The 26,119-nt window shown below is 37.6% G+C and carries 22 protein-coding genes; 12 read left to right on the top strand and 10 right to left on the bottom strand.

The window, feature by feature from the left end:
• Positions 1-34 precede the first annotated feature (34 nt).
• From BMS_RS07020 to BMS_RS07050, 7 genes are read left to right on the top strand one after another with little or no spacing between them, the layout of a single operon-like run.
• Entirely contained in the window at positions 35-967 is a 933-nt protein-coding gene (locus tag BMS_RS07020; RefSeq protein ID WP_014244115.1) for a phosphatase PAP2 family protein, read from the top strand.
• Entirely contained in the window at positions 964-1,656 is a 693-nt protein-coding gene (locus BMS_RS07025; RefSeq protein WP_014244116.1) for an SAM-dependent methyltransferase, read from the top strand. The genes BMS_RS07020 and BMS_RS07025 overlap by 4 nt, the downstream gene beginning before the upstream one ends.
• Positions 1,657-1,713: 57 nt before the next feature.
• Positions 1,714-2,712 (top strand): beta/alpha barrel domain-containing protein, encoded by a 999-nt coding sequence (locus BMS_RS07030; protein ID WP_044557971.1) that lies wholly within the window; start codon positions 1,714-1,716, stop codon positions 2,710-2,712.
• An 11-nt stretch (positions 2,713-2,723) separates the two neighbouring features.
• On the top strand, positions 2,724-4,046 hold the full coding sequence (locus BMS_RS07035; protein ID WP_014244118.1) for a hydroxymethylglutaryl-CoA reductase, degradative: 1,323 nt from the start codon (positions 2,724-2,726) through the stop codon (positions 4,044-4,046).
• Complete coding sequence (locus tag BMS_RS07040) at positions 4,043-5,077, top strand: GYDIA family GHMP kinase (protein ID WP_014244119.1); 1,035 nt, start codon at positions 4,043-4,045, stop codon at positions 5,075-5,077. Before BMS_RS07035 ends, BMS_RS07040 begins: the two co-directional genes overlap by 4 nt.
• Positions 5,061-6,149, top strand: coding sequence for a diphosphomevalonate/mevalonate 3,5-bisphosphate decarboxylase family protein (locus tag BMS_RS07045; RefSeq protein WP_014244120.1), 1,089 nt, complete (start codon positions 5,061-5,063; stop codon positions 6,147-6,149). Before BMS_RS07040 ends, BMS_RS07045 begins: the two co-directional genes overlap by 17 nt.
• Positions 6,150-7,052, top strand: coding sequence for a mevalonate kinase family protein (locus tag BMS_RS07050; protein WP_014244121.1), 903 nt, complete (start codon positions 6,150-6,152; stop codon positions 7,050-7,052). It begins immediately after the preceding gene.
• 1 nt (position 7,053) lies between these two features.
• Here the strand turns inward: BMS_RS07050 and BMS_RS07055 are convergent, their stop codons facing one another.
• The 3 genes from BMS_RS07055 to BMS_RS07065 form a co-directional block, all read right to left on the bottom strand.
• Positions 7,054-7,887: an enoyl-CoA hydratase/isomerase family protein gene (locus tag BMS_RS07055; protein ID WP_014244122.1), complete on the bottom strand. Its 834-nt coding sequence runs from the start codon at positions 7,885-7,887 to the stop codon at positions 7,054-7,056.
• A 149-nt stretch (positions 7,888-8,036) separates the two neighbouring features.
• Positions 8,037-8,465 carry a FecR domain-containing protein gene (locus BMS_RS07060; RefSeq protein WP_014244123.1) on the bottom strand — a complete coding sequence of 143 codons (429 nt, stop codon included), beginning with the start codon at positions 8,463-8,465 and terminating at the stop codon, positions 8,037-8,039.
• Positions 8,466-8,602: 137 nt separating this feature from the next.
• The gene (locus BMS_RS07065; protein WP_014244124.1) at positions 8,603-10,309 is read right to left on the bottom strand and encodes an AAA-type ATPase lid domain-containing protein; all 1,707 of its coding nucleotides are present in this window, start codon (positions 10,307-10,309) and stop codon (positions 8,603-8,605) included.
• A gap of 89 nt (positions 10,310-10,398) precedes the next feature.
• Between BMS_RS07065 and BMS_RS07070 the strand changes: the two genes are divergently transcribed.
• Together BMS_RS07070 and BMS_RS07075 are read left to right on the top strand one after the other, a co-directional pair.
• Positions 10,399-12,264, top strand: coding sequence for an AAA-type ATPase lid domain-containing protein (locus BMS_RS07070; RefSeq protein WP_014244125.1), 1,866 nt, complete (start codon positions 10,399-10,401; stop codon positions 12,262-12,264).
• 164 nt (positions 12,265-12,428) lie between these two features.
• The gene (locus BMS_RS07075; RefSeq protein ID WP_014244126.1) at positions 12,429-14,183 is read left to right on the top strand and encodes a hypothetical protein; all 1,755 of its coding nucleotides are present in this window, start codon (positions 12,429-12,431) and stop codon (positions 14,181-14,183) included.
• A gap of 38 nt (positions 14,184-14,221) precedes the next feature.
• Here the strand turns inward: BMS_RS07075 and trxB are convergent, their stop codons facing one another.
• Positions 14,222-15,148, bottom strand: coding sequence for a thioredoxin-disulfide reductase (gene trxB / locus BMS_RS07080; RefSeq protein ID WP_014244127.1), 927 nt, complete (start codon positions 15,146-15,148; stop codon positions 14,222-14,224).
• Positions 15,148-15,333: a hypothetical protein gene (locus BMS_RS07085; RefSeq protein ID WP_044557380.1), complete on the bottom strand. Its 186-nt coding sequence runs from the start codon at positions 15,331-15,333 to the stop codon at positions 15,148-15,150. Before BMS_RS07085 ends, trxB begins: the two co-directional genes overlap by 1 nt.
• Positions 15,334-15,515: 182 nt before the next feature.
• Between BMS_RS07085 and BMS_RS07090 the strand changes: the two genes are divergently transcribed.
• On the top strand, positions 15,516-17,081 hold the full coding sequence (locus tag BMS_RS07090) for a hypothetical protein (protein ID WP_044557381.1): 1,566 nt from the start codon (positions 15,516-15,518) through the stop codon (positions 17,079-17,081).
• A gap of 7 nt (positions 17,082-17,088) precedes the next feature.
• Positions 17,089-18,147: a hypothetical protein gene (locus tag BMS_RS07095; protein ID WP_014244129.1), complete on the top strand. Its 1,059-nt coding sequence runs from the start codon at positions 17,089-17,091 to the stop codon at positions 18,145-18,147.
• On the opposite strand, the gene BMS_RS07100 is transcribed toward BMS_RS07095, so the two are convergent.
• From BMS_RS07100 to BMS_RS16860, 4 genes are all read right to left on the bottom strand, one after another.
• Positions 18,144-19,547 (bottom strand): glycerol-3-phosphate dehydrogenase/oxidase, encoded by a 1,404-nt coding sequence (locus BMS_RS07100; protein WP_014244130.1) that lies wholly within the window; start codon positions 19,545-19,547, stop codon positions 18,144-18,146. The genes BMS_RS07095 and BMS_RS07100 overlap by 4 nt on opposite strands.
• Complete coding sequence (locus BMS_RS07105) at positions 19,526-21,124, bottom strand: YbjQ family protein (protein WP_014244131.1); 1,599 nt, start codon at positions 21,122-21,124, stop codon at positions 19,526-19,528. The genes BMS_RS07100 and BMS_RS07105 overlap by 22 nt, the downstream gene beginning before the upstream one ends.
• Positions 21,125-21,228: 104 nt before the next feature.
• Positions 21,229-23,784, bottom strand: coding sequence for a preprotein translocase subunit SecA (gene secA, locus BMS_RS07110; protein ID WP_014244132.1), 2,556 nt, complete (start codon positions 23,782-23,784; stop codon positions 21,229-21,231).
• Positions 23,785-23,805: 21 nt separating this feature from the next.
• Positions 23,806-24,900, bottom strand: a complete 1,095-nt coding sequence (locus BMS_RS16860) for a M23 family metallopeptidase (RefSeq protein WP_014244133.1) — start codon at positions 24,898-24,900, stop codon at positions 23,806-23,808.
• Positions 24,901-25,113: 213 nt separating this feature from the next.
• Here BMS_RS16860 and BMS_RS07120 point away from each other — a divergent pair, with 213 nt between their 5' ends.
• The gene (locus BMS_RS07120; protein WP_014244134.1) at positions 25,114-25,509 is read left to right on the top strand and encodes a hypothetical protein; all 396 of its coding nucleotides are present in this window, start codon (positions 25,114-25,116) and stop codon (positions 25,507-25,509) included.
• A gap of 42 nt (positions 25,510-25,551) precedes the next feature.
• On the opposite strand, the gene BMS_RS07125 is transcribed toward BMS_RS07120, so the two are convergent.
• Positions 25,552-25,980 carry a hypothetical protein gene (locus BMS_RS07125; RefSeq protein WP_014244135.1) on the bottom strand — a complete coding sequence of 143 codons (429 nt, stop codon included), beginning with the start codon at positions 25,978-25,980 and terminating at the stop codon, positions 25,552-25,554.
• Positions 25,981-26,119 lie beyond the last annotated feature (139 nt).

Below are 26,119 nucleotides of genomic sequence, written 5' to 3' on the forward strand. Positions count from 1 at the left end.
TAGAGCTTAGAAACCTACAAAGCTAGCAGAGAAGATGTTTGAGTACAAATTACAAGAGAGTTGGCAAAACTATAGATATGATTTTGGTTTAGGTCGAAATTGTCTCTTTGTGAGCTTCTTTAATTTATTTATTTTCCTCTACAGCCTAATTTACTTAGGTTCATTTCGTTTACTCTTATTGCTTCCCTTTGTTCTCTCTATGAGCTTGGCGCTCTTTAATAAGAGTATTAAAGAGCTTAGTTTAACTAAGACATTTATTCTTAATATTCTCTTTTTAGCTTTTATTATTCCCTTTAATTATTCACTTACTGGAATCGTAGATAGTGATGCTCATGCTCTTATTCGCTATGACGAATTCTTTGCACGAGTGGATGTCATTCTCTTAGGTGCTACTTCAAGTGCGAATCTCTTTTATGAGACTTTTGGTAAGGCATTCTACAGTAAAGCACTATATTCTTGGCTCCAACTCTCTTATCTCTCTTTCTATATTTTTCCCTTTTACCTTGGGATTGTTTACTATTTAAAGCTAGAGAATCGAAATAAATTTCTCATTGGAAGACTTCTGAGCTCTATTACTATTTTCTTTAGTATTAACTACTTTCTCTACCTAGTGGTTCCCGTTACAGGGCCTCAGTACTTTATGCCCTCTGAATTTCAATTTGATTTACCCCTCTATGATTTTGCTGCTTATATAAATTCTTCTATAAGGGCCGGACAGCCTACTTACATTGATTGCTTTCCTAGTGGTCATATGGGAGTTTCGCTCTTATGTACTCTGTGGTTTGCTAGAATGAAGTCTCGCCACTTCTTTGTTTCTTTATTTCTAACAGTAAGTATAGGTGTTGCAACGATTGCTCTTCGCTACCATTATTTATTAGACTTGATTTCTGCTGTTCCCCTAGTATTATTCTGCTATAAAGTCTCAACTCAAGTGATCCCCGTTCCCGTTTTTAGGAGAAGAAGATGAGTGGCCAACTATTTTTAATTCCAACGCCTATTGATGAAGAGAGCCCACTGGAGAAGTGCGCACTCGATATGCTCCTAAAGGCCTGTGAAAAACCGGATGAAAATATCTTCATCATTGAAGACCTTAAGCCGGGAAGAAGGCGTTGGCTGCGCTTTGGTCTTCCTAGAGAGAGGGTTGAGAGCTTTACACTATTTAATGAACATACTCGAAGAGATGAGCTACCAAAAATTATGAGCGCTCTTAAAAGTGGAAAGAATGCCTATATTATGAGCGATGGTGGCCTTCCCGCTTTCTGTGATCCTGGGGTAGAGCTGGTTAGAAGTTGTCATCAAGAGAATATTAGAGTGAGTGCAAGCCCCTTTGCTAACTCTATCTCCCTCGCCTTGGCCCTGAGTGGATTAGATCACAATAAATTTAGCTTCGGCGGCTTTCTTCCCATTAAGGACCCTGAGAGAAGTGAAGAGCTAAAGTTACTCACTCAAAGAAGGGAAACTCTTATTCTAATGGACACGCCCTATAGAATGAAGAAGTTGCTCGAAGAAGTTCAATCTCTAAGACTTGGTAGAGTTTGTTTTCTGGCCATGGACCTCAATTGTCCAAGCGAGGAGCTTCTCTATGGCAAAATCGAGAAGATTATCTCTAAGATATCTGATTTTAAGCGTGAATTTATTTTAATATTAGGGGCTTAAAGCCCTGTAGGTCTTCTTTTTCTTAGACGGTTCTTAGGCTTTGTGCTACCAAAGCCTATGGGAAATTTATCAGATAGAAAGTATGCACATATTCAGTTGGCCGATGATGCTCAATTAGAAGCTGGTCATATAAATAAATTATTCGATTACGAACCTCTCTTTAGCTCACATCCAAGTACTATTGACCTCTCAACAAGTTTCCTAGGTAAGACTCTTGGGGCACCATTGTGGATTTCAAGTATGACTGGGGGAACGGGTGAGGCGAGAATTATCAATCAAAATTTGGCCACTGTAGCGGCAGAGTTTGGGCTTGGTATGGCGCTTGGTTCATGTAGGCCAATTTTAAAGAGTGATAATGACTTTGAAGACTTCAATCTGCGTCCAATACTGGGTGCTGAGCTGCCTTTTTGGGCAAATTTAGGAATTGCTCAAATCGAAGAGTTAATTGAAAACAACGAGTTGGAGAGCATTAAAGAGATGCTCTCAAAGCTCTCAGCAGACGGTCTGATTATTCATATCAACCCTCTCCAAGAGTGGTATCAGCCAGAGGGAGATGCTTTTGCGCGCGCTCCAATTGAGACAATTAAAGATGTTATAGCGGCGCAGATTCCTGTGATGGTTAAGGAAGTGGGGCAAGGAATGGGACCTCGCTCTTTGAAGGCACTATTAGAATTACCTATTAAAGGTCTCGAATTAGCGGCTTTTGGGGGAACTAACTTCTCTAAGTTAGAGAAATTACGAGAGAATGAAGCTCTTTCACACAAACATTCTGAGCTAATGTTTGTTGGACATACTGCACTAGAAATGATAGATCAGATAAACCTTTTACGTAATGAACTCGGCGATAAATGTCTTTGCAAAGATATTATCATCTCTGGGGGAATATCAGACACTCTCTACGGGCACTGGCTTAGCGAGAGATGTACTCTAAATAATGTTGTTGGTAGGGCCAAGAGTTACTTGGATCACGCCACAGACATCGAAGAGTTAAGAGCGTATGTCAGAGGTCAAATTGAAACACTTAAGATGGCCAAGGCCTTTTTAAGAGCTAGATAAGGGGTTGTATCTTGAATATTATCAGTGGATTTTCAAAGCTCACTAAGCTTGAAAAGATAAACTACCTAGTAGAAAACTTCCTGGAAGGAAGCCGTTTCTCAAAAGAAAAAATTAAAAGCTTCTGGCATGATAATGCTCTCGAACAAAAAGTCTTCGACGACTTTTCTGAAAATACAATAACTAACTTCTATGCACCATATGGTGTTGTTCCAAATTTCTTACTCAATGGAAAAATCCACTGTATTCCAATGGTGATTGAAGAGTCATCTGTTGTTGCAGCAAGTGCTAAGGCCGCAAAGTTTTGGCTGGACCGTGGTGGCTTTAAGGCCAGTGTGGTTTCAACTATTAAAGTTGGTCAAGTTCACTTTATTTGGAAAGGTGAGAGTGCGCAGTTGTATTCATTCTTTAATGAAGTTAAGAGCGAGCTCATTGAGAGTGTATCTCCACTCGTTCAAAATATGAAGAAGCGTGGTGGTGGACTGCTTTCACTTGAGCTTAAAGATTGCACTGACCTTGAAGAGGGTTACTATCAATTTCACGGTGAGTTTGAAACATGTGATGCCATGGGCGCTAACTTTATTAATAGTGTTCTCGAAGCTATTGGAAAGAAGTGGCAGGAGTTCATCTCTCTCAATAATTCTTTTGAACAAGAGCAGAGAGATGTCCAAATTGTTATGTGTATCCTCTCTAACTACACACCTAAGTGTTTAGTTAAAGCTTGGGTTGAGTGCGATATTAATGAACTTAATGACTCTGGTCTAGGAATGGAGCCAAGTGAGTTTGCAAATAAATTTGCTCGCGCAGTAAGAATTGCTCAAAAAGATGTGGGACGTGCAGTCACTCACAATAAAGGAATCTTCAACGGAATTGATGCCGTTGTTTTAGCTACAGGAAATGACTTTAGGGCCATTGAAGCCTGCGGTCATGCTTATGCTGCCAGAGATGGTCAGTATAGAAGTCTAAGTAATTGTAGTATTGAAAATGGAAAGTTTAAATTTGAAATAGAAATACCTCTCGCTCTAGGGACAGTTGGTGGCCTAACGTCACTTCACCCAATGTCTAAAATATCACTAGATATGCTAGGCAACCCAAATGCTAGAGAGTTAATGATGATTACAGCGGCTCTAGGTCTTGCGCAAAACTTTGGCGCAGTGAGATCTTTAGTTACTACTGGGATTCAAAAAGGACATATGAAGATGCACTTGATGAATATCCTCAATCATCTTGAGGCCAACGATCAAGAGCGCGAACTCGCTAGAAAAGAGTTTGAAACACAAGTGATCTCTTTTAATAGTGTGAGAGACTTTATTGCGGGATTAAGGAATTATCAGTGATTATAGAAAATAGAGAACCAGAGTTTATTAGAGAAATTAAGTCTAATAAGACATTAGTTCAAAAAAATAACGATCATATCTTCTATGGTCATGGAAAACTTCTACTAACTGGAGAGTACTTTGTTTTAGATGGAGCAAAGTCTTTGGCGTTACCAACAACTGTAGGTCAGTCACTCTCTGTTAAATATTCTCCTTCTTTTTCTCCTAAGCTCTATTGGAAGAGTTTTGATGTGGCCGGAAATCTGTGGTTTGAGACAATCTATGAATTTTGGAGATTTGAAATTACGAAAGAGAATCCTTCGCCTGAAGAGTTAGTTCTTCAAAAAGTTCTAAGACAGGCCCGCAAACAAAATCCTCACTTTCTAAGAGATGATATTGATGTTCATGTTGAAACTCACCTTGGTTTCCCGATTGAGTGGGGGCTAGGTTCTAGTTCAACTCTCGTGCATAATATGGCCCAGTGGGCGTATATTAGTCCATTTGAGCTTCAATTTGAGACTTATGGTGGTTCTGGATACGATGTGGCCTGCGCTCAGTCAGAAGGTCCAATCTTCTACTCTAAAAATACTAATGGGCCAAAGTGGTCACCAACTATATTCGATCCTAAGTTTTCTGATAACCTCTACTTTGTATATAGAGGAAAGAAGCAAGACTCTAGAAAGGCCATAGAATATTACAATAGTCTAAGACCAATTGATCCAGGCATTATTCTAAGTATCTCAGATATTACTAATGAAATCTCTAAGACAAATTCACTTAAAGAGTTTGAGTTCCTTATTGGAGCACACGAGAAAATAATTGGTAAAACTCTTGATCTACGCCCAGTAAAAGATGAACTCTTTTCAAACTTCTGGGGAGAAGTGAAGTCTCTTGGAGCATGGGGTGGAGACTTTGTTCTGGTGACAAGTGATAGATCGTCTACAGAGACTAAGAAGTACTTTAACGATAAAGGATATGATGTATTCATTCCTTATAATGATTTAATTTTAAAGACAGAGAAGAAAGACCTAACGAATGAATACCTACATTAGAAATTATAGTAAGAATGAGTTAATTGAAGATACTGGTAGAATTTCGTGGACATCACCATCTAATATTGCCCTTATAAAGTACTGGGGAAAGTATGGTCACCAGCTTCCTTGCAATACATCTATCAGCTTTACTTTAAATGAGTCTAAAACAACGATGGACTTCTCTTGGAGTTCAAAAGACACTCCAAGTGATGAGATCGTTTTAGATTTCTATTTTGAAAATAAGAAAAACCAATTATTCGAAGATAAGATTAGGGCCTTTCTAGAAAAGAATAGAGAACTCTTTCCTATGCTTAAATTTTTAAATTTAGAAATAGAGTCGACGAATTCCTTTCCTCATTCGGCCGGAATAGCTTCTAGTGCTTCGAGTATGTCAGCACTTGCTCTAGGTCTTTGTTCTATTGAGAATCAGGCATTTGATCTCGATATATGTGAAGCAGATTTAATTCAAAAGGCAACTTATGTTGCAAGACTTGCTTCTGGTAGTGCTTCAAGGTCTGTATTTCCAGAGGTTGCTAGTTGGGGAGAAAACACTCTAACATCAATTAAATCCAGTGATGAGCTAGCTGCTCCTGTAGAAGGAGTTCACGAAGTTTTTAAAACTTATAGAGACTCTATCGTCATTGTCGATGGTGGTGAGAAAGCGGTGAGTTCTAGAGCTGGCCATGCTCTTATGGAGGCGCATCCTTATCGTGAGGAGCGTTTTAAAAGGGCCAATGAATTAGTCGAAACTCTCTACAATATTTTGAAGAGTGGCGATACGAAGTCTTTTTGCGACCTCGTTGAAACAGAGGCCCTTGAGTTACATGGGCTTATGATGAACTCTAATCCAAGCTTCATTCTTATGAAGCCGAATACTTTAGCAGTAATTGAAAAGATTAGAGAATTTAGAAAAGAGAGTGGACTTGATCTTTGTTTCACTCTTGATGCTGGACCAAATGTTCATATTCTCTATCCACAAAGTATAGAAGAAGAAGTTCAGAAATTTCTTTCAAGCGAAATTAAACCGTTGGCCCAAAATGGATTGATCATTCATGATAGAGTTGGGCAAGGGCCTGAAAGGTTTCTATAAATGCGCTCTTTCTATTCTAAAGTTCTACTCTTTGGTGAGTATTCAATAATTAGAAATTCAATGGGACTTGCTGTTCCTTATCAACTATTTGAAGGAAAGTTAACTTTCCCAAGAGAGAAGAAAGACCGTTTTGATAGTGAGCTTAAGGCCTTCTGCCAGTACTTGAAGAATCTGGATACGAGAGGTGAGCTACTCTGTTCATTTGATCTTTCAAGTTTTGAATTTGATATAGGTCAAGGGCTTTACTTTGACTCATCTATCCCTCAGGGTTATGGAGTGGGTAGCTCTGGAGCTGTGGTCGCTGCAATTTTTGAAAACTACGCACTCTGTGAAGCAGATCAAAGAGATAACCTAGATTATCTTAAAAATGTTTTCTCACAGATGGAGTCTCATTTTCATGGCTCAAGTAGTGGCTTTGATCCTCTAATCAGCTTTCTAGATAGCCCAATTCTCATCTCTGAATCTAGGGAGTATCAGAAAGTCGATATTGAGAAAAACTCTGGAGACGGAGCAATTTTTCTCTTAAATACTGGTCGTCCAAGAAGAACGGAGCCTCTGGTAAATCTCTTTCTAGAAAAGTGTAAGGCCGCTTCTTTTGAGAACCTCTGTGACAATGTTCTTGCACCTATCACTAATAATTGTATCGAGGCCTTTATTACAAATGATAAAGAGAGTCTATTTGAGTTCTTTAGAGAGTTATCAGATTTTCAATTTAGACACTTTGGTCCGATGATTCCAAACCTCTATAGTGACTTATGGAAGACGGGTCTTAAGCATGAAAATTTCTATTTGAAGCTATGTGGTGCCGGTGGTGGTGGCTTCTTACTTGGGATGACCATGAATTTAAAAGAGGCGATGAAAGAGCTTGGCCCTTATGAAATTCGCCCCCTTTATAGATTCTAATTTAACTATTGCTACTCATTTGTTCTGCACGCTCTCTCTTAAGTCTTGAAGAGAGTTCTCTAGCACTTGTCGTTTGTGCTGCTTCACCATGTTTTGCAATCTCTTTCCAGTCTCCTGTACACATACCTGCAATACTAAATCTCTTTTCCCATTCAAGTCCGTGATCAAGGTTTTTTAGAATAGGCTCAAGTAGACTTCTCTTTGTTTGAATTCTCGCAACATCTGGTTGTGAGCAAATAGTTTTTAAGTACGATGGAATTGGATTAGTTTCTGTATAGTTCTCGCTAATGATGTGATGTCTAAGGAGTTCTTGTGAGTTAAGTGTTTTAGAGAGGAGGAGCCACTGTCTTGCACTAGCGTTATTTAAAACCGCACTAGTGAAGTTGACTGCGCCACATGAGGGAACAATTCCCTTTTGAAGATGATTGAACTTTACTTTTACGTCTTCATTCGCAAATCTAATATCAGCTCCCATGGCAAGCTCCACACCAAGTCCCTCACATCCCTTTCCTAGGTCTGCAATAATTGTCTGTGGTAGAAAGTACATGCTATAGATGAGTTTTTGTAGTTTCTCAAAATTCTTCTGTCTCTTCTCTTCACTCCATGTTGCAAATTCCTCATCATCGAGTCCTTTACAAAAATAATCTCCACTTCCACTTAAGTGAATGGACTTGATCTCTAGGTGTGTTGAGATCCAGCTAAAGAGAGTTTCGAGTTCGAAAATCATCTCTGTGTTAATGGCATTTTGAACTTCAGGACGATTTAATTTGATGCTGATACTTCGCGTTTCTTTGCTAAGATCAACACTGAGTGTGTTGTAGCTAAAAAGTGACATTTATACCTTCCTTGGTCTTGCTGGAATCTATCCTTGATTCCATGAATAAATTTTTTCAAAAAAGGCCAAACTCTGTCAAAAAAAAATAGGGAATAGGACCATAAATCTATGGATATTTAGTGATTTCTAGTACTTGCTTGTTGTTCTTGCTAGCTCGATTCTAGGAGAGATTGAAGGTCTTCATATAATTCCCGATCTTGAATGTCGGACTTTGAAGGTGATATTTGTGTTTTCTCAATGGCCTTCTTTCTAAGTTTTAAGATTTTAAGATCGTCGTTAAGAGCAGTGACGAGCTTTTTATTTTTATAATATTGTATTTCAAAGTTTGAACCGTGGTAGGCGCTAGGGTTATCTCTGATATTAACAATGACGCCCACTTTCTTCTTCTCATAAGCAGGGTCTCTATAAAGGCGAAGATGTCCTCTAATAAGACTTAAGAGACGTACTCCATCAGAGTTAGACTTTCTCAAAATAACCTGTGTATTTGGTGCGAGGATGACGGTACCAATAACTTCATCATTGAAATCAATGACTGCACTTCCATCTCTTGCTGTTGTAATAACCTCGTTGATGGCCACAGGGGTTTGTGTGGTGACTTTTCTAATATCATTTCTTACTTTGGAGTATTTTAATGTGTGACCTTGTAGAGGGGAGACATAGATCTCTGCGTTTGTGATATTAACTAGTGTTAGAAAGAGAAGTGATAGAGCTACTTTTACGATACCTTCTTCTCTCTTGTTTCAGACTTTATCATCTTCATGATCTTGTCTGGGTGTATACTTGTATCAGCACTGAAGATTAATCTCTCTTCTATATTTTTGAAACCATGTATTTCTTCTTTTTCAATATCTATCACTTCACAGTCATGACTCGTGAGCATAAATGTCTTCTTAATGACTTTCTCAAGTTCAGTGATATTACCCGGCCAATAATGTGAGATGATATATTGCATACTTTCAGGGCTTAATTCTCTTGGAGCAAGACCTCTCTTTACGCACTCAATTCTAATAAAGTAATTGGCAATAGTAAGTATATCATCTCTTCTATTTCTAAGAGGAGTGAGGTGGAATCTAGATTGTGTGAGCTTCTTATAGAGTTGCTTGTGAAAGAGGCCACTTTTAATTTCATAAATTAGATCTTTGCAACTAGTCGTTATAAACTTACAGTCTTGAAATTGAATCCAATTATATAGTCTAGACTGATCACTTGAAGATAAAGAATCGATATTCTTAAAAATTAGTGTTTGTTCGCTAGAGAAATTACTTGTAGAAGATAATATCTTTTCTAGGTGAGCAGGGTCTTTGCAATTAAAAATATCTTTCTCACTATTATTTGATAAGTACTTCGCAAAGAATTCCTTACCAAGCCCTTTCTCTCCAACAATGAAGACATTGGTCTTACCATATTTTAATTTCTTTAAAGTTGTTCGGATTGCAGATGATTTCTGTGTTGAACCAAAGTAGATAAATGAATCTTTTAACTCAGGGTTTAAGTGAGCAATGCTCGTTGACTTAGATTTTACTATATAGTTCAAGAATCGCTTTGCAATTACAAGCGAGAGGAAGTGTCCCATATTCTCATCTATAATAGAGAATTGACCGCCCTTTTTGTTATTAAATTGTAGGACACCAATACACTTTCTTTCTTTATTTAATAGCGGTAGGCATAGGGTATTGTTAAGAGTGAATTTATCTTCATCTCTCTCTTTTGGCTCTTTTAAAAAAGTATTGATACATCTAGAAGTCGTAAAGCACTTACCAAGTTCTCCCTTATTAAAGGAGTTGTCTTTTATATGGGTGCAGTTGGAGCTGTGATAGATGTTTTCTAGTTTATCTTTTTCTAAATTAATTTTCCAAACTCTAACCTCCTCGCAGTGAAGTAGGTGAGCACATTCATCTAGTAGAGATGAAATATCAGAGCGACTAAATTCTTTATAGAGAACATTTAATAGACCAAATAACTCTACTCCATCATCAACATTAATTTCTCTAACGGAGAGTGAGGACTTAATGAGAAAGTCCTTAAGCTTCTTGCCTGAGAAGCCAGCAATATAATCAGTGATGAAATACTTTAATTCCGATTCTTCTGATTGGTTAATTAATTCGACACCGTAATTATATGTTTGTTCCTCAGAATTTTCTTGAAAGCTTCGAATGATAAAGCCTTCAACTTCAAGGTCCCATTTATTGAAAATCTTCTTTGTGAAGATCTCTATTTTTACTTTTGTTCCAATAGGTATATGAATATTTGATTTGAAAGAGAGACTAAAGAGATTGAAGTCAATGAGTCTCGTATCTTGTCCAAGTGTTTGTCTATTTCCATTTTGATGTAGCAGAGAGATTCTAAGGAAAATCTTATCATTTTGCTCTGAACGTACTCTGAATGATCTGTAGAATTTGAAATTTTTTAATCCATTACCCATAAGTATTTTATCGGTTTTTATCTAATAGAGTTTAAGAAAAAAGAATATTTTGCCGATAATATTAAAGATTAGTAGGGGAATAGAAATCTATGAATAATATTGTAAAACTTAAGTCATATCGCTCGTTTAGGATACCTGTTTCGGATAGTGATAAGATAAGTATGCAAATTTTAAAGTATAATTCTAAGACAGTAGATTACCCTAGCTCAGCTTGGAAGCTCTCAAATGTCAGTCTATCTGGGGTTGCTTTTGAATCTAGTTTGAAATTTGAACCAGATGGAGTCTTGGAGTTAGAGTTCAAGTTTAAAGGTCATACTTTTCACGTATGCTCTAAAGTAGCGAGATCTATTCCAAATTATAATGTTTTTGGAGAGGTCGAGAGCTTTATCTATGGTGTTGAGTTCTTCACTGAGGATCAAGACAATGGAAAGGAATTTATCTCTTCTTATATCTCAAGCTTTAGTACTAGAAGACTGAAGAAGCATCTCATTAATCTCTTAATCAATGAGAGTCGAATTAATACTTTCTCAGATGGACAGAAGCTCTCTCTTTCCTTGTCGTTATTCCTTGATATGAAGCAGTTTAAAGGGATAGGAGATTTTCTAAGGGTTGTTTTTAAAGAATGTTGTCGCTTCTCTCACTCTGATATTGGAAATATTTATTTGTTAAATATGAAAAAAGATTCTCTATATCTCTACGATATGGAGAAAGAAGAATTTCATAGGTATTCAGGATTAGAGAATCAGGTTTTGGCCAATGATATTCTAGATCAAAAATCTTTTAAGATTATTCGATCAAATGGAAAATTAAATTTAGAAAACTTCCCCTCAACGCCAATGAGTGAAGATGGAGTTGAATTCTCTAGTGCACTATATTTTCCTTTATTGGACTCTCAAGGTAAGTGTTGTGGGTTCTTTGAATTTATTAATTTTGATAAGAATAAGAGTTTTAGCGAGAGAGATCTCTCAGCAATTGAACTCTTTAGTAATGTATTTACTCTATGTTTTGGCGATCTTGATAAGACTGAGTTTGTTTCTCACTTAGAAGATAATATTGGATACGTAGATAATGCAAAGTTAATTGGAAGAAGTAAGGGCATTGATGTTGTTGATGAGTTCATACATGGACAAGGTGCTCATGTAGAGAATGTTCTTATTCAGGGTAGTAACGGAGTAGGAAAGATTCATATTGGAAAGAGCATTCATCATAGAAGCGCTACTAGTAATATGCCTATAGGAACTCTACTTTGTGAAACAATTGTTGATAGAGCTGACCTAGAGCTCCAACTCATAGGCGATGAAGAGCATGTTGGAAAGCTTGAGCTTTATTCTGGAGGTTCTCTAATTATTCATGAACCCTCAGCTCTGAGTAAGTCTTGCCAAGACTTCCTATTTGAAACTCTCTCTAAGAGATCTGATGTTAGATTAATTACAACAACAACGAAGTCTTTAATTGATAAGTGCGATAATAATCTATTTAGTAGGGACTTATATGAATTTCTCTCTAGAAACTTTATATCAGTTCCCGACTTATCTGAGAGAAAAGAGGATATTGGGCCTCTAGTGAATCACTTTCTAGATCTACTATGCTCTCAGTACGGTCTTCCTTCTAAACGTGTGTCCAATTATGTCATGAGAACTTTTGAGTCTTATTCATGGCCTGGAAATATTGAAGAGTTGAAGGTGACGATAGAGAGACTTATTAATTACTATCCTTACTTAAGATACTTAGATGAATTGCCTGAGAAAGAGTTTCCAATCATTGGAGAATATCCAAGGCAAAGTGGTATTGTAAAAGAGGTTATGCTAGATGCCACTCATGAGTTAGATCTTACAGCTGTCAAAGAGGGGATCATTACTAATTATTGCAAGGCCCATGGTTTAACGCGAGAAGAGTATGACAATCTCTATGCTAAAGAAGAGGAAATTACAGAGAATCAACAACTTGCTTCTTAAGGTGCCACAAGTTGTTGACGGCAATTTTTCTAGAAAATTCTAATAGATAATCTTTAACATACCGAAAAGACGATAAATATAGTTTTGAATCAATTATTTAGCTTTATTGAGACTCAATTAAGAGACAATAGAAGAGAATAATTGCGCTTAAAAGTGAGTAAGTTATGAAAACTAAAAAGGTGATTTTAACAATTTTTGGACTAGGTATCTTCTTGATGTCTAACTCCCTTGTTCTGGCAAATGAATGTTCTGATGGTCTTATTTGGAATGAAACAATTAAAGACTGTCTAAATGCCGAGGACGATAATCGTGTTAATGAAAAACAGCGAATGTGTGACTCAAAAGCAGAGGGAGCTGCCAAAGATGAATGTAATCAAATGGTTCAAAGTTTTGATAAAGACCCTGCCAATTATGTTTCAACAACGAAAGTAGATACTTCAAAGAAGGAAAAATCCCTAAAGAAAATAAGTACTGCAAAGTCTGCTGTGAGTGCAGGGATTGCTGCTTATAAATTATTTGAAGCTTACAATGCAGCAAAGAGTGCAAAAGATGTTTTCAGTAATATGTGCATGTCGGGAATGCTCTCAATTGCTACAGGTGTAATGTCATTTATGAATGACAAGAATATGGATAAGCAAGTTAAGCAAACTCTAAAGCAGGCCAAAGATAAATTAAAAAGATTATTAGATGAGAATAAGAGAACTAAAGGGACTAGTTACGAAATGCAGATAAAGCTCATGCAGGCCTATAAAGAAATGCTAGATGCTGGTGCCCAGGCTGCCGGTATTCGTGAAGATGGTTATAAGCAAGAAGTTACTATGTATTCTATCTCTCTAGGTATTGCAGCAATTGAAATTGCAATTTATTCAATACCTCCAGTTGCTGCAGCTGCGGCCGACAAGATCAAGTGTGCTTCTTGGGTAGCGGGTAGTGCGGCCATTTCACTTGTTCTTGGAAACCAAATGAAGAAAGCAGCTTCAAATGCTAAGAGTAAGTATGAATCTGAGTCAGAGAAGTTAGGAAAGATTTTGAAAAAGTATATGGATTTCTTTAATAAGAAACATATCGATCAAATGTCTCTAGCGACGAAGATGGCGGTAAATGGTAGTGCTGGAGCTCCTATAAATGCAAAGAACAATAATGAAGCTACAAATTTTAATAATAAGAATTTAACTGAAGCTGAAAAGAATATGTGTGAGGCCGCTCCATCAACTGAATGTTGTAATGACTCTGGAAAGAAGTGTCCAACATTCAATGTATCAATATCTAATCCAACGATTGCTGGTGTTATGGAAAAAGCAGGTATTGATGGAATTTTGGATCGAGGAGATCAGAGACTCAAAAGTGGAATTGGGACAGATGATGGAACTAGTAAGGCGCTAGATAGAGACTTAAAGAGATCTAGGGCCTTTAAGCAGAGAATTTTAAAGCAACTTGCTGACCAAGGGAAGTTAACGAGTGCTCAGGCTGAATTATTTGATGAAAAGAAACAAATGAAGGCCTTTCTTAAAAAGCAATTTGGTAATGAGAACGTGAGACTTGGTTCATCATTCAATGACAATATGGCACTTCCTGACTCAGATAGAATTTCTAAGCTTATAGGTGAAGGTGATATTCCAAAAGAGCTCAAAGAAGAGAAGAAGAAATCTTCATCTTCATTTAACTCTCTGGCAGCTCTTTCAAAAATAAATAATTCTCTTGGAGATTTAGACCTTGAAGATGAAGATGATGCCTCAAGCTCATCTCTTAATGGTTCAGATGATCTGGCCATGAATGCAGGTCTAGATGCTGATGAGGAATATGTCTATGATAGAGAGCAAATCGTAGAGAAGCCTGAAGTTTCAATTTTTCAGGTAATAAGTAATAGGTATAATGTTTTAAGAATAAATAAGCGCTTTGGACAAAGAGCTAGTAAGTGATAAAAAAAGAGCTGGAAATTCCAGCTCTTTTTATTTGTTTAATTTTCTTCTAAGAATCTTTCGGCTCTAATTGCGGCCTGACATCCACTTCCTGCAGCACTAATGGCCTGTCTGTAGTAGCTATCTTGTACATCACCACAAGCAAATACACCTTCAACATTAGTATCTGGATGCGCTCCCTTTGTAATAATGAAGCCATGATCGTCGAGATCAATCTGTCCATTTAAGAAGCCTGTATTTGGAGAGTGTCCAATTCCCATAAAGAGACCGTTAGTTGGACGCTCAGTAACTTCACCTGTCTTTAGGTTTTCAACTTTGATTGATGTCACACCTGTTTGGTCAGCAATAATTTCTGTAACAGCGCTATCCCATACAAATTCGATCTTCTCATTGTTGAAGGCCCTTTCTTGCATTGGCTTAGATGCTCTTAGAGAATCTCTTCTGTGAACAACATAAACTTTCTTTGCAAATTTTGTTAGGAAAGTGGCCTCTTCCATTGCTGTATCACCACCACCAACAATGTGAACGATTTGATCTCTATAGAAGAATCCGTCACAAGTTGCACAGGCACTGACTCCTTTTCCGATTAACTCTTTTTCATTTGGCAGACCAAGGTACTTTGCACTTGCACCAGTTGAAATAATAAGAGATTCGGCCATTAATTCAGTACCATTTTCACACGTGAGCTTAAATGGTCTCTTTGAAAGATCAACTGCCGTTACGTGAGTTTGTAGATATTCTGTACCAAATCTCTGAGTTTGTTTTTTCATATTGGCCATTAGTTCTGGCCCCATAATTCCCTCTGGAAAACCTGGGAAATTATCTACGTCAGTTGTAGTCGTTAATTGACCACCAGGCTCATGCCCTTCAATGACGAGTGGATTTAAATTTGCTCTAGAAGCATAGAGAGCGGCCGTATATCCCGCAGGACCTGAGCCTACAATGACAACTTTTCTTGTTTCCATTAATTATTTTCCTCGATTTCTTTTTTGATATGTTCTGGACGATCGTCTTTTTCAGGGTTGAGTTCGTAGTAACCCGCTACAGATATTAATTCGTCTGGGTGTTTCGCCTTCTTTGTCGTCTTATAAGTTTCACCTGTAAGAGTACATTCATAGCGAAAGATTTCTTTTTTCTTTGATCTGGCCACGTGGTCCTTCCTTATTTTTCTGTATTTCCAAAAAGTTATAAGGCAAATAGAGCTATTTTTCAAGTTTGACGCAGGTGGACTTTAACGAATAAGGCTAAAATTGCCAAAATTTGAGAAAAATACTCACTACATGTTAAAATATTTAGGTATTTAATCTTTAAAGGGAATTGGAGATCACATCAATGACGCTTAGGTCTTTATTTATAAAGCTCATTCTTTCAAGTCTGATTTGTTCTAATATATTTGCTCAATCATTTAACGAAGCTCAAATTTCTTTGGCCAGCTCTACTGGAAAAAGTGCAGTCATTAAACTTGGAAGATTGCAGGGGCTCAAAGAAGGGATGAGAGCGACTTTTCTAGTTCAAAGCGGAAGTCTCGGATACCCAAAGCTTGAGAAGGTAGCACAGGGAGAGTTAGTTAGGGCCCTGGATACACAGTCTTATTGGTACTTTAAAAAAGTTTATAACCCGGCTCGAATTCGCGCTAATCAAAAGCTTGTTTTCATGGCAATGGAAACAGAGCTCAAAGGTGTTAGAGACTTTAAAGTCCTTAGTCGTAAAAGAGTTTTCCCAAAGAATAAGAAAAATAAAGACATTGATTTTGAAAATGAAACAGGCGTTCCTCCTGAGTTAGTTGTAGAGGGAGAGAAGTATGTTAAGTCAAAAGAGTTGATCGATAATAAAATGACTTTTGGTCACGACATAGAAATTCAACAATTCGATTTATGGGCAAAGAGAAACGGGCTCACTAAAGTTGATGACTTTTTGCGAGAATTTGAACGCAAGTACGTGGATGCTAACTTCAAAGAAAAAAGCAGCTATGACGATGAAGTTGAAAAAATTAAGAATAATATTTATCACGCTCAAATCGATGGGTTTATTTCTAAAATCAATAGTCAAAAATATGGACTTAGAGGTCTCTACCGAGATCAAAAGAGAGATCAAGATAATAAAACGCTTAAGGATAGAAACGATATCTTAAATGTCTACGAAGAATCACGTGAAGAGCTTAAGAGAAAGAGAATTCTTGGAGTTGAAAATAGTAAGAAAGTTGTTCGTGATGGTGCTCTTTGGTCAGCAGACTTTGATGATGAGGGCCTTAGAAATTACATGTTAAAGAGCGGTATTGAAGAAGAAGAGATTAGACAATACAGAAATCTTACTCAAAAAACAGGTAATGAAATTACTTTTAGAATCAGCTCTGCCGTTAGTAATCACTCTACACAAGAAGACGACAATCATAGAAATAAAGGTTACTCAGTGGCCGTCGGTTACGAGTATCACCTTATGAGAACTTCTCCTAGTTTACTTAGATTCTCGTTAGAAGTTTATGCTCAGAGATCAATTGAGAATATTGATATTGGTGGAATTAATGGACGCTTTTCAATGGGCTCTTTTGGCGGTCAGTTAATGTACTACTTCTATAATAACCCGGCCATCTTAAATCAGTGGGCATGGTTTGTAGGTGTAGGTGCGAGACGAGGAAATGCAGATGTCACATCTGTAGAGCTTTCGAATCCTTATGAATATCAAGTAGTGGGACTCCCAACTTGGAGTATTGGAACAAAGTATAGATTTAAAACAGGGGATTCATTTGAGGATGATATACCTGTTGGTGCAGGTATAAACTTACGTCTATCGGGAGAGAGAATGAGTCTCTCATCTGTCTCAACGAATTTAGATAATGTTAATACTGATATTTTATTGAATGATATTAAGCTTACAGTTGGGTTAAGTGTTTATTTTTGAGGTTTAAATGAGATTTTTGGCAATTTTTACTTTATTTATTCTTTCTATCAATTCCATTGCGCTTGAAATTGATGAGAAGTTAACGATCCGTATTTTAGGTCTCTCTGATACTAAGAAAACACTTCTTACAAATAGAGGTATTGAAGACGGTTTGGTTGTTGGAGATCACGCTAAGTTCTTTTTAACAACAGGGGTGATTGCTAGAGCGGTTGTAATAAAAGCTTCTCCTGGAAGATCTATTTGGTCAGTGTATAGAATTATTGACTCTGATAAAATTACTAAAGACAAAGTTGTAAATATTAAAATTGCCTCACCTGTTAAGCTTACTGAAGATCCTACTCGGGCCATTAAGTCTGATGATATGAGTGGAACGATTCCTGTTATGGCCAGAGGTAAGACCTCAGAGCCAATCCCTGAAGTTAGTGAAGAGGATAGGTCTGACTTAGACTCTATGATGGATGAGCAAGCTCCAGTGATCGTTGGAAGCTCTTCTGGAAGTAAGACTTTAGAAGTCTTTGGAGTATTATCTTTAAATTCTCTTTCTGGTTCGTATGAACAAGGAGATAATTCGGGAGACTCTTCAGTTGGAAATATTGATTTCTCAGTTGGTTTTGAAAAGTACTTTTCAACTAAGGGTTCATTCTTAGAAAATATCTCTATCTTTGCTCTAATATCTAAGAGAACTTCAAAGTCTGGACTTGAAGTTAGTACTTCTAGTGATTGGACTGAGTATGGAATTGGAGCCAATTGGCATTTCTATAATTCTCCATTTGTTAATAATAAACTTATTGGTTATGCCACACTTGCTGGCGGTGTTGGAAGTGCTACTACAGAGACTGAAGTTTCTTCAACATCAACAGCCTCAGCAGACCCTCTCAGTGGTTCAAGTAATTTTATGCTTCTTGGAGTTGGTGGAAAGTACTATCTTAGAAACGGTTTTGGTGCGAGAGTGACTCTTGATTACTTTAGATCAGGATCTACATTTGAATTCGATGATAGTGATGAAAACTTAACACTAAGTCTGTCTGGAATTCGCTTTAGAGTAGGGATGTCTTACCGTTTCTAGAGAGTGTGTTTCGTAAAGTATTCAGTGAGGACTTTATCGAAGTCTTCACTGTGAATCCTTCTCTTCTCTAAATCATCATAAGTTCTAGGAAGTTCATCTTTAATAATTTTTTCAATAATTTCTCTCGTCAATTCTGGCTTGTGAAAGAAGTTGTATTGACACTTTTTAGAAAGAGGCACCTTTGTCTTGTCTGGATTATACGAGATATTTTGAGCTTTAATAATTTCTCTTGTGATATCCTGGGCCATAGTTCTAAAGGTCGTATATTTTCCTCCGACAATGACATAGAGTTTAGAAAGAGGAGTGAAGACTTTATGCTCTCTAGCAGTTTTTCCTCTATTTTGAGCATCATCCTCCATGACAAGAGGCCTAATGCCCGCAAAGCTTTCAGTGATATTATCTCTTCCTATTTTAGCGCCTGGGAAGAATTCATTTAAATTAGTTAATAAGTAATCAATTTCATTTTCAGAAGGAGTGACATCAAAGAAGTCATCTTTGACTTCTTCTTCTGTTGTTCCTATTAAGACACGATCGTGGTGTGGAATAACAAAAATGACTCTTCCATCACTTGGAGTAAGAACAACTGGATGCTCTAGGGGAAAGTCAGTTCTTCTTACCCATATATGACTTCCTTTTGAGGGAAGGAGTTTATCACTCCACTGAACTTGCGGTAAGTTCTCTTTCATAAATCTATCTGTAAAAGGACCTGTGGCAATGACGAGATTCTCACATGTGACAGTGCGCTCTTGATCCGTAAGTTCATCTCTAAGAGTTAATTTATAGTGTCCGTTATTATCCTTAGAGATATCGGATGCACTAGTATAGTTGAGAGCACAGGCATTCTCTTTATTAATCGCATCCATGATAACTTCAAGAGTTAATTTACCATCATCGACAATTGCATCTGAGTAGATACCCGATCCACTGAGGTTGTGCTCTTTAATATGTATAATTTCTTTTAATGTCTTCTCTTTGTCAGCGAAGCCTCTAGTCGCATTTTGAAAGTTAGAGAGAAAGTCATAGAGATAAATTCCTAAGCGCACCATCCATAAAGGTCTTAGGGAGTCTTTGTAGACGGGTAGGTAGAAGTGCTTTTCTTTACAAATATGTGGAGCCAATTTAAGCCATAGATTCTTTTCACTTAGTGCCTCGTGTACTAGGGCGAAATCGAAGTTCTCGAGATAGCGAATTCCTCCGTGAAGCATTTTAGAGCTACTATTTGAGGTTTGGCTGGCAAAGTCCTTCTTTTCAACAAGGAGACTATCGACTCCATGTAGAGCAAGATCTCTAAGAATTCCAGCACCGACAATACCACCGCCAATGACAATTGTATTAAAGTGACTTTTTTCTAGTTCTAATAGAGGTGAGGTACTATGTATTAATTGTTGTCGATGACCCATACAGCACTTCCTGAGCAGCTTATTTTATACTTTGAACCATCGCCTAGGGGAGTTATCTGATAATTAATTCCCACAATGGCATTTGCATTCTTCTTCATACACTGAGGTCTAAGTTTTTCACTTAGATCGTTATATATGGCCGATTGGGAGACTTTAAGTTCAATTTCCTCTTGTAGTTCTTCATCTTGGTCTTGGTCAACGTGACCCTTTGCCTGACGTTCGTGGAAGTCAGTTAAATTTTGATCACTCGTAAGCTCGTCTTCGTCGACTATTGTAAAGTCAGAGACAATACCAAGGTATTCTATAATTTTATAATTTTCTAATGTAGGTGTTGTAGAAATAATAATTGACTCAATATCAACTGAGGACTTATCAATTCTCATTGTCTCATTCTTATTTTGATTTACTCTAGACTTTGAAACGAGACCCACACTATCGGCTTCATAGGACTTCGATGGATGGAGTTCATCTGAAAGACCCATCTGAATATCAAGGTCAAAACGTCTAAATTTATGAGTGAGATAGATAGCCGCATACTCAGAGATTTGAGAGATGAGTAAACTACCTCCCTCTAAAGACTGTTGCATGGCCACTTCCGTATCTGGGCCCACTAATTCATGTTCTCTAAGAATAATGAGAATATCTTCAGCGTCTTCTTCATATTTTACATTTCTAAGAATTACGCTAAAGGGAGGATTTCCACCCTGAGCAATTTTTCCGTAAGTTATATTCTTAGCAAATGATTTTACGTCTTCAAATTTTTCAGATCTATCGCTGTAACTACTTTGTGGAGTGGCCACAGGAGTAATCTCTGTGAGTGTACTCGTAGCGCTCTGTTCTGGAGTCTCTTCTGCTTGGAAGTCAGAGTTGCTATCGTTATCATCTTCGAAACTATCATTGAATTGATCGTATTCTTCTTGTTCTTCTTCTTCTTGTTCTTCTTCTACTTGTTCTTGCTCGCTATCTTCGGAGAAGTTATTGTCTCCAAATTGATAGTCTTCGGATTCATCATCTGCATCACTTTCTTCATCGTCACTTTGAAAGTCTCCACTATCAAAGGATTGAAAATCGTCTTCTTCGTTCTCGTCTTCATCTTCACTATCTTCATCTTGAGTAGAAAACTCGTCTGAAGAGTCTCCAAATTGATAGTCATCATCACTATCAAAGGAAGACTCATCCTCATCTTGCATTTGGAAATCAGAGAAGTCATCAGACTCTTCTGAGTCAACAGAAAAGTCTGGAGTATCATCTTCGCTATCGCCATCATCTGACGTACTATCGAAGCTATAATCTTCATCTGAGCTTGAGTCTTGGAATTCATCTGAATTATCTGAGAAATCTACTTGAGAATCATCGTCGGATTGAAAGTCATCTTCTGTTTCCGCGCTAAATGAGTCCATCTCATTTTCTTCATCGTCTTCAAGATCATCAAGTCCTGGAAGGTGTTCTGTAGAAGGAGGTTCGTCCTCTGAATTAAGAGCGGCATCAACTTCGGGATCGTCTTGGTGGAGGAACTCTGAGAGGTCCTCAATTCTTGTCATATCTGATTTTTCACCGATTTCGTCTTCGTCACTCATTATAATACCTGAAGTAATAGTTGATAATAATATTATAACAGAAGATTACTTTTAGTGAGCAAGAAAAAAAAAGGCCCTACCGAAGTAGGGCCCCTCACAAAGTGTTAAGCACCGTGACAGTGTTTGAATTTCTTTCCTGAGCCACAAGGACAAGGATCGTTTCGACCTACCTTCTGGCTTCTTCTAGCAACTGGCTCGCTTTTAGCCTGCTCTTGTTGCTCTGCTTGGGCCTGAGCTCTCTTGGCCGCTTCTAGTTGTTGCTCCAGCATCTCTTGTTGACGTTTCTTAATCTCTTCGATTTCTTCTGGAGTATAGAGTTTAACTCTAAAAATATTTTCTACAACTGCTTTCTTTACTTCCACTCGCATATTTTCAAAGAGGTTGAACGATTCTCTCTTGTATTCTGTGAGTGGGTTCTTTTGAGCATAAGCTCTCAAGTTGATTCCCTCTTTTACTCCATCCATTGAAAGGAGGTGATCCTTCCAGTGCTGGTCGAAGATTGTGAGTAGAATCTCTCTCGTGGCAAGTCTAACTTGATCATCGTCATATTGACTGAAGTTCTTTGCTAAGAGCTCTTTTGCAATTGTCTCAAAGTACTTCTCAATTGAGCCATCGTGCTTCTTGTAGCATTCATCAACATTGACTTCATAGTCAGTGTTAAAAGTATTTTGAAAACCTTTAACCATATCTTCCCATGGCCAAGTATCAATTTGTACTTTTCTCTCTGGTCTATAAGTCGCTACCAGCATGTCAGCGACATCCTCAATCATGTCATTAATAAAGCCAACGTTATCATTGTCAGAGAGAATATCTTTTCTAATTCTATAGATGACACGTCTTTGCTCATTCATCACGTTATCGTATTCAAGAAGATGCTTTCTAATTTCAAAGTTGTGAGTTTCAACTTTCTTCTGCGCCTTTGCAATAGCATTGGAGATCATCTTGTGTTCAATTGGCTCATCTTCTTCCATACCTAATGTATTCATGAAACCTTTGATCTTATCTGAACCAAAGATTCTCATTAAATCATCTTCAAGAGAGAGGAAGAATTTAGATTTACCTGGGTCACCTTGACGACCTGAACGCCCTCTAAGCTGGTTATCAATTCTTCTCGACTCGTGTCTTTCGGTACCGAGAATAAAGAGTCCACCTAATTCCTTAGTCTCAGGTGTAAGTTTGATATCCGTACCACGACCCGCCATATTGGTTGCAATTGTAATCGCTCCCTTAGTCCCTGCGTTTTTAATGATCTCAGCTTCTTTTCCGTGTTGTTTTGCATTTAAAACGTTGTGAGGAATATTAGCTTTAGTCAGGGCCTCTCCCAATTCAATAGAGCTATCGATAGAGATAGTACCTACGAGAACTGGTTGTCCTTTGGCGTGAAGATCTTTTATTAATTGAACAATGGCCTTCGTTTTGGCCGCTGCTGATTTATAAATAACATCCGCTTCATCAATTCTTGCAATTGGTAAATTTGTTGGGATAACTACAACGTCTAGGTTATAGATCTTTGCAAATTCTTCTGCCTCTGTATCCGCCGTACCTGTCATACCTGCAAGAGTAGAGTAGAGACGGAAATAATTTTGAAATGTAATTGAAGCGAGAGTCTGGTTTTCAGATTTGATCTCGACGCCTTCTTTAGCCTCTACGGATTGGTGAAGTCCATCAGACCATCTTGATCCCTCTTTCAGTCTACCTGTAAATTCGTCAACAATAATAACTTGTCCATCTTTTACAACGTAGTCCACATCCACTTTGAAGAGGTTGTGGGCCTTAAGGGCCTGGTTGAGATGGTGAAGCATCTCAGAGTGCTCAACATCATAGAGATTTTCAATCTTGAGCATCTTTTGAACTTCGTTGACACCGTCTTCAGTGAAAATTGCAGTTCTAGATTTTTCTTCAATAGTGAAGTGCTTCTCAATCTTAAGTTTGGGAATAACTTCATTGGCCACGTGATAGAGATCAGTTCTTCCTTCACTTGGTCCAGAAATAAGAAGGGGAGTTCTCGCCTCATCAATAAGAATCGAGTCAACCTCATCCACAATACAATAGTGATGACCTCTTTGAACGTAGTCCTCAAGGTCAAACTTCATATTATCTCTTAGATAATCAAAAGCGAATTCATTATTCGTTCCATAAGTAATATCTGAATTATAGGCGGCCTTTCTATCTTCGTCGTCCATATCTGCGATTATGCAACCGACGCTTAGACCAAGCCAATTAAAGAGAACACCCATTTCCTCAGCATCTCTTGAGGCGAGGTAGTCGTTGACCGTGATAATATGTGCACCCTTTCCTTCAAGAGCTATGAGATAAAGTGGAAAAGTAGAACAAAGAGTTTTACCTTCACCGGTCTTCATCTCGGCAATCGTATTCTTAGTTAGAACAACACCACCCATGATCTGTACATCATAGTGCCTCATTCCTAGAACTCTTACAGAGGCTTCTCTTACAGTCGCAAAAACTTCTGGGATAAGTTGCTCTCTCGTCGCTCCATTCTTAATCATTTCTCTAAACTTTGGAGTTTGCGCCTTGAGCTCTTCATCGCTCATTGACTTCATTTTCTCTTCAAGTTCGTTAATCTTTTGAACATAAGGTCTAAGAGCTTTTAAATCTCTTGAGTTCTTTGTCCCAAAAATAGTTTTTATAGGGTTGAACATTGGTATATTTCTCCTCTTGGATTAATCTAAAATATAGTAAAATGGGTCAACGGGAGTACCGTTCACTCGTATTTCATAGTGAAGGTGTGGACCAGTTGAGTGACCAGTGTTACCCACCTTCGCAATGATTTGTCCTCGCTTAATTAGTTGACCTTTTTTAGCAATCACTTGAGAGTTATGCGCATAAACAGATTCAAGTCCATAGCCATGATCAATCTGTACAAAGTATCCGAAACCGGCCTTCTTGCCAGAGAAGGTAATTCTTCCATCAGCAGAAGCTAAAATGGGAGTACCAATTGGAGCACCAATATCTAGTCCTTCGTGCATCTTTAGCCTATTAGAGGTTGGAGAGATTCTTGGCCCATAGTAAGAAGTGATCCAACCCTTCGTAGGAAGAAGTGTTGGAGTCGAGCGCATAAAGCTCTCTCTGTCCAATAAGTATTGATCTAGGTCGTGTATATTTACTTCGAGATCTTTTACATAATCTTTTAGTAAATTAAATTTATAATCGAAATCAGCAAAATTTTCAGCTAGGGAAAAACTTTGCTTAGTGAGATCAGACCATTCTTTAGTAAATGCGTAGCCAGTTTGCAGTCCAAAGTTGGTTGCAATTTTCTGCTCGTAGAGATTCTTTAACTCGACAAATTTCTCTGAATTCTGTCCATCTTTTAGCTTATCTCTAATCGTTCCTTTCTCTTGAAAAAATGTTTGAGAATTATCTTCTTTAACTTCGTGCTCATGACTATGATCTTCCATAACCTCTGAGTTAGAGTTTGGTCTAATGGCCGGTCTCGTGAGATCAACCTTTTCGAAACCAGAGATGACTCTGAGTTTCTTCTCAAATGTTTCAATTCTTTCGATATCCTCAGTAAGAGTATTTATTTTCATTTGAAAGAGCTGAATTTGTTCTTTGAGTTGTCTATTTTCAAGTGTTAGGTGTTTATTTTGGTGAACCTGTCTAAGGATTTTCCAGTAATCGTAAGAAAGGATTCCAAGAACGAAGATACCCAACACGAAGAGGAAAACTAGAGCGTGGAAAGCGAGCCTAGGTATGCGAAAAGACTTAACGCCTTTTTCCCTCTCGGGCACAACCATGACTGTAAAATATCTATCCAAGAACTACTCCATGTAATTGGTAAAATATAAATTAATGATCAATTCTAAAACTCCAAAGGCTGTATGGCAAATAAGTGTTTAATATTTGATTAAAAAAAATAAGACAAAGATGCGCTGTGTCTTTGGGCATTTATTTGATTCGTGTCAAATATTGCAATCATGCTTTTAATTTCATCTCTTTTCCTTTATTAAGGACACACAAAAGGAGAGTTTATGAAAGTATTGCTAGTTTTAATTGGACTAACATTTTCTATGCAGGTAAGTGCGAAGCATATCTTAGATAGATGTCGTGATGCGGCACTTGCAACAGGATATGTTTACGAGAATATTCTCAGTGCTACTGTTGATACGAAGAAGATGGATAAAGAAGATCAAGAGATCTTTTGGACTCTCTTAACTGATGACGTTTTCACAATTGTAAAGCATTACCCAAAGAGCTATGAGCTTGGAAATTACTTTCCAGCTAATTCACATTTAAAATTTACTTTTAAACTTCTTAGAGAGCGTGACTATTCTACGGATGCGAGACTTGAAGATAAGCAAAGAAATTTGATTCATTATATGTCTGAAGTTTCTGGCGTAAAGATCGACTGCGCATACGCTCTTTAAAAAAAAATCGAGTGGGAGTTTCCCACCCGACTTTGGTCTTAATTATCTATTACAAGTACCAGGGTATGTTCTTAGGTGTCTTGAAGTTGTGTTTGTAAATACGGCCGCAGAGTAAGAAGGGAAGTTTACACTTACAGTTGTAACTAGCTCTTCTCTACAGTAGCGATCTCTACCTTTCTCGTTGTCTTCAGAGATATTAGTCTTTCTTACTTTCTGAGTTTTTGTAGCGTCTGCATAGATAGTTTCTCCAGCGAATACACCTCTAAGTTCTGCAATTTCACCTTTACAGTTACTTCTTGAAGTACTTTTGTTTTTTAAGTAACCGTTTGCTGCGTTACCTAGTGTTTCAAGACCACTAACTTTAACTTTCATGTTTCCAAAGATAGTGCATTTTGCAGCGTCTAATGAAACTTCATAAGCTGAAGCTGAAAAAGAAAGTGCAAGTAAAAGTCCTAATGTTAATGTTTTCATTCTAATCTCCTTTTTGATTTATCTGATAAAATGAATCTACAACTTGTTATTTACTTTGAATTTAAAATTTATACTAATGGTCCTACTTTGTTCGCCACATTTTAAAAGTGATGAATTTGCCAACGAGTTTTTGAAGGGT

Source organism: Halobacteriovorax marinus SJ, assembly GCF_000210915.2.
In the GTDB taxonomy this organism is placed as follows: Bacteria; Bdellovibrionota; Bacteriovoracia; order Bacteriovoracales; family Bacteriovoracaceae; genus Halobacteriovorax; species Halobacteriovorax marinus.

Excerpts from the sequence above, each read along its gene's own strand:
- BMS_RS07100 (WP_014244130.1), bottom strand. The coding sequence starts at position 19,547 with ATGGGTCATCGACAACAATTAATACATAGTACCTCACCTCTATTAGAA.
- BMS_RS07065 (WP_014244124.1), bottom strand. The coding sequence starts at position 10,309 with ATGGGTAATGGATTAAAAAATTTCAAATTCTACAGATCATTCAGAGTA.
- BMS_RS07030 (WP_044557971.1), top strand. The coding sequence starts at position 1,714 with ATGGGAAATTTATCAGATAGAAAGTATGCACATATTCAGTTGGCCGAT.
- BMS_RS07050 (WP_014244121.1), top strand. The coding sequence starts at position 6,150 with ATGCGCTCTTTCTATTCTAAAGTTCTACTCTTTGGTGAGTATTCAATA.
- BMS_RS07095 (WP_014244129.1), top strand. The coding sequence starts at position 17,089 with ATGAGATTTTTGGCAATTTTTACTTTATTTATTCTTTCTATCAATTCC.
- secA (WP_014244132.1), bottom strand. The coding sequence starts at position 23,784 with ATGTTCAACCCTATAAAAACTATTTTTGGGACAAAGAACTCAAGAGAT.
- BMS_RS07125 (WP_014244135.1), bottom strand. The coding sequence starts at position 25,980 with ATGAAAACATTAACATTAGGACTTTTACTTGCACTTTCTTTTTCAGCT.
- BMS_RS07020 (WP_014244115.1), top strand. The coding sequence starts at position 35 with ATGTTTGAGTACAAATTACAAGAGAGTTGGCAAAACTATAGATATGAT.
- BMS_RS07045 (WP_014244120.1), top strand. The coding sequence starts at position 5,061 with ATGAATACCTACATTAGAAATTATAGTAAGAATGAGTTAATTGAAGAT.
- BMS_RS07075 (WP_014244126.1), top strand. The coding sequence starts at position 12,429 with ATGAAAACTAAAAAGGTGATTTTAACAATTTTTGGACTAGGTATCTTC.
- BMS_RS07105 (WP_014244131.1), bottom strand. The coding sequence starts at position 21,124 with ATGAGTGACGAAGACGAAATCGGTGAAAAATCAGATATGACAAGAATT.
- BMS_RS07120 (WP_014244134.1), top strand. The coding sequence starts at position 25,114 with ATGAAAGTATTGCTAGTTTTAATTGGACTAACATTTTCTATGCAGGTA.
- BMS_RS07070 (WP_014244125.1), top strand. The coding sequence starts at position 10,399 with ATGAATAATATTGTAAAACTTAAGTCATATCGCTCGTTTAGGATACCT.
- trxB (WP_014244127.1), bottom strand. The coding sequence starts at position 15,148 with ATGGAAACAAGAAAAGTTGTCATTGTAGGCTCAGGTCCTGCGGGATAT.
- BMS_RS07090 (WP_044557381.1), top strand. The coding sequence starts at position 15,516 with ATGACGCTTAGGTCTTTATTTATAAAGCTCATTCTTTCAAGTCTGATT.
- BMS_RS07055 (WP_014244122.1), bottom strand. The coding sequence starts at position 7,887 with ATGTCACTTTTTAGCTACAACACACTCAGTGTTGATCTTAGCAAAGAA.
- BMS_RS07025 (WP_014244116.1), top strand. The coding sequence starts at position 964 with ATGAGTGGCCAACTATTTTTAATTCCAACGCCTATTGATGAAGAGAGC.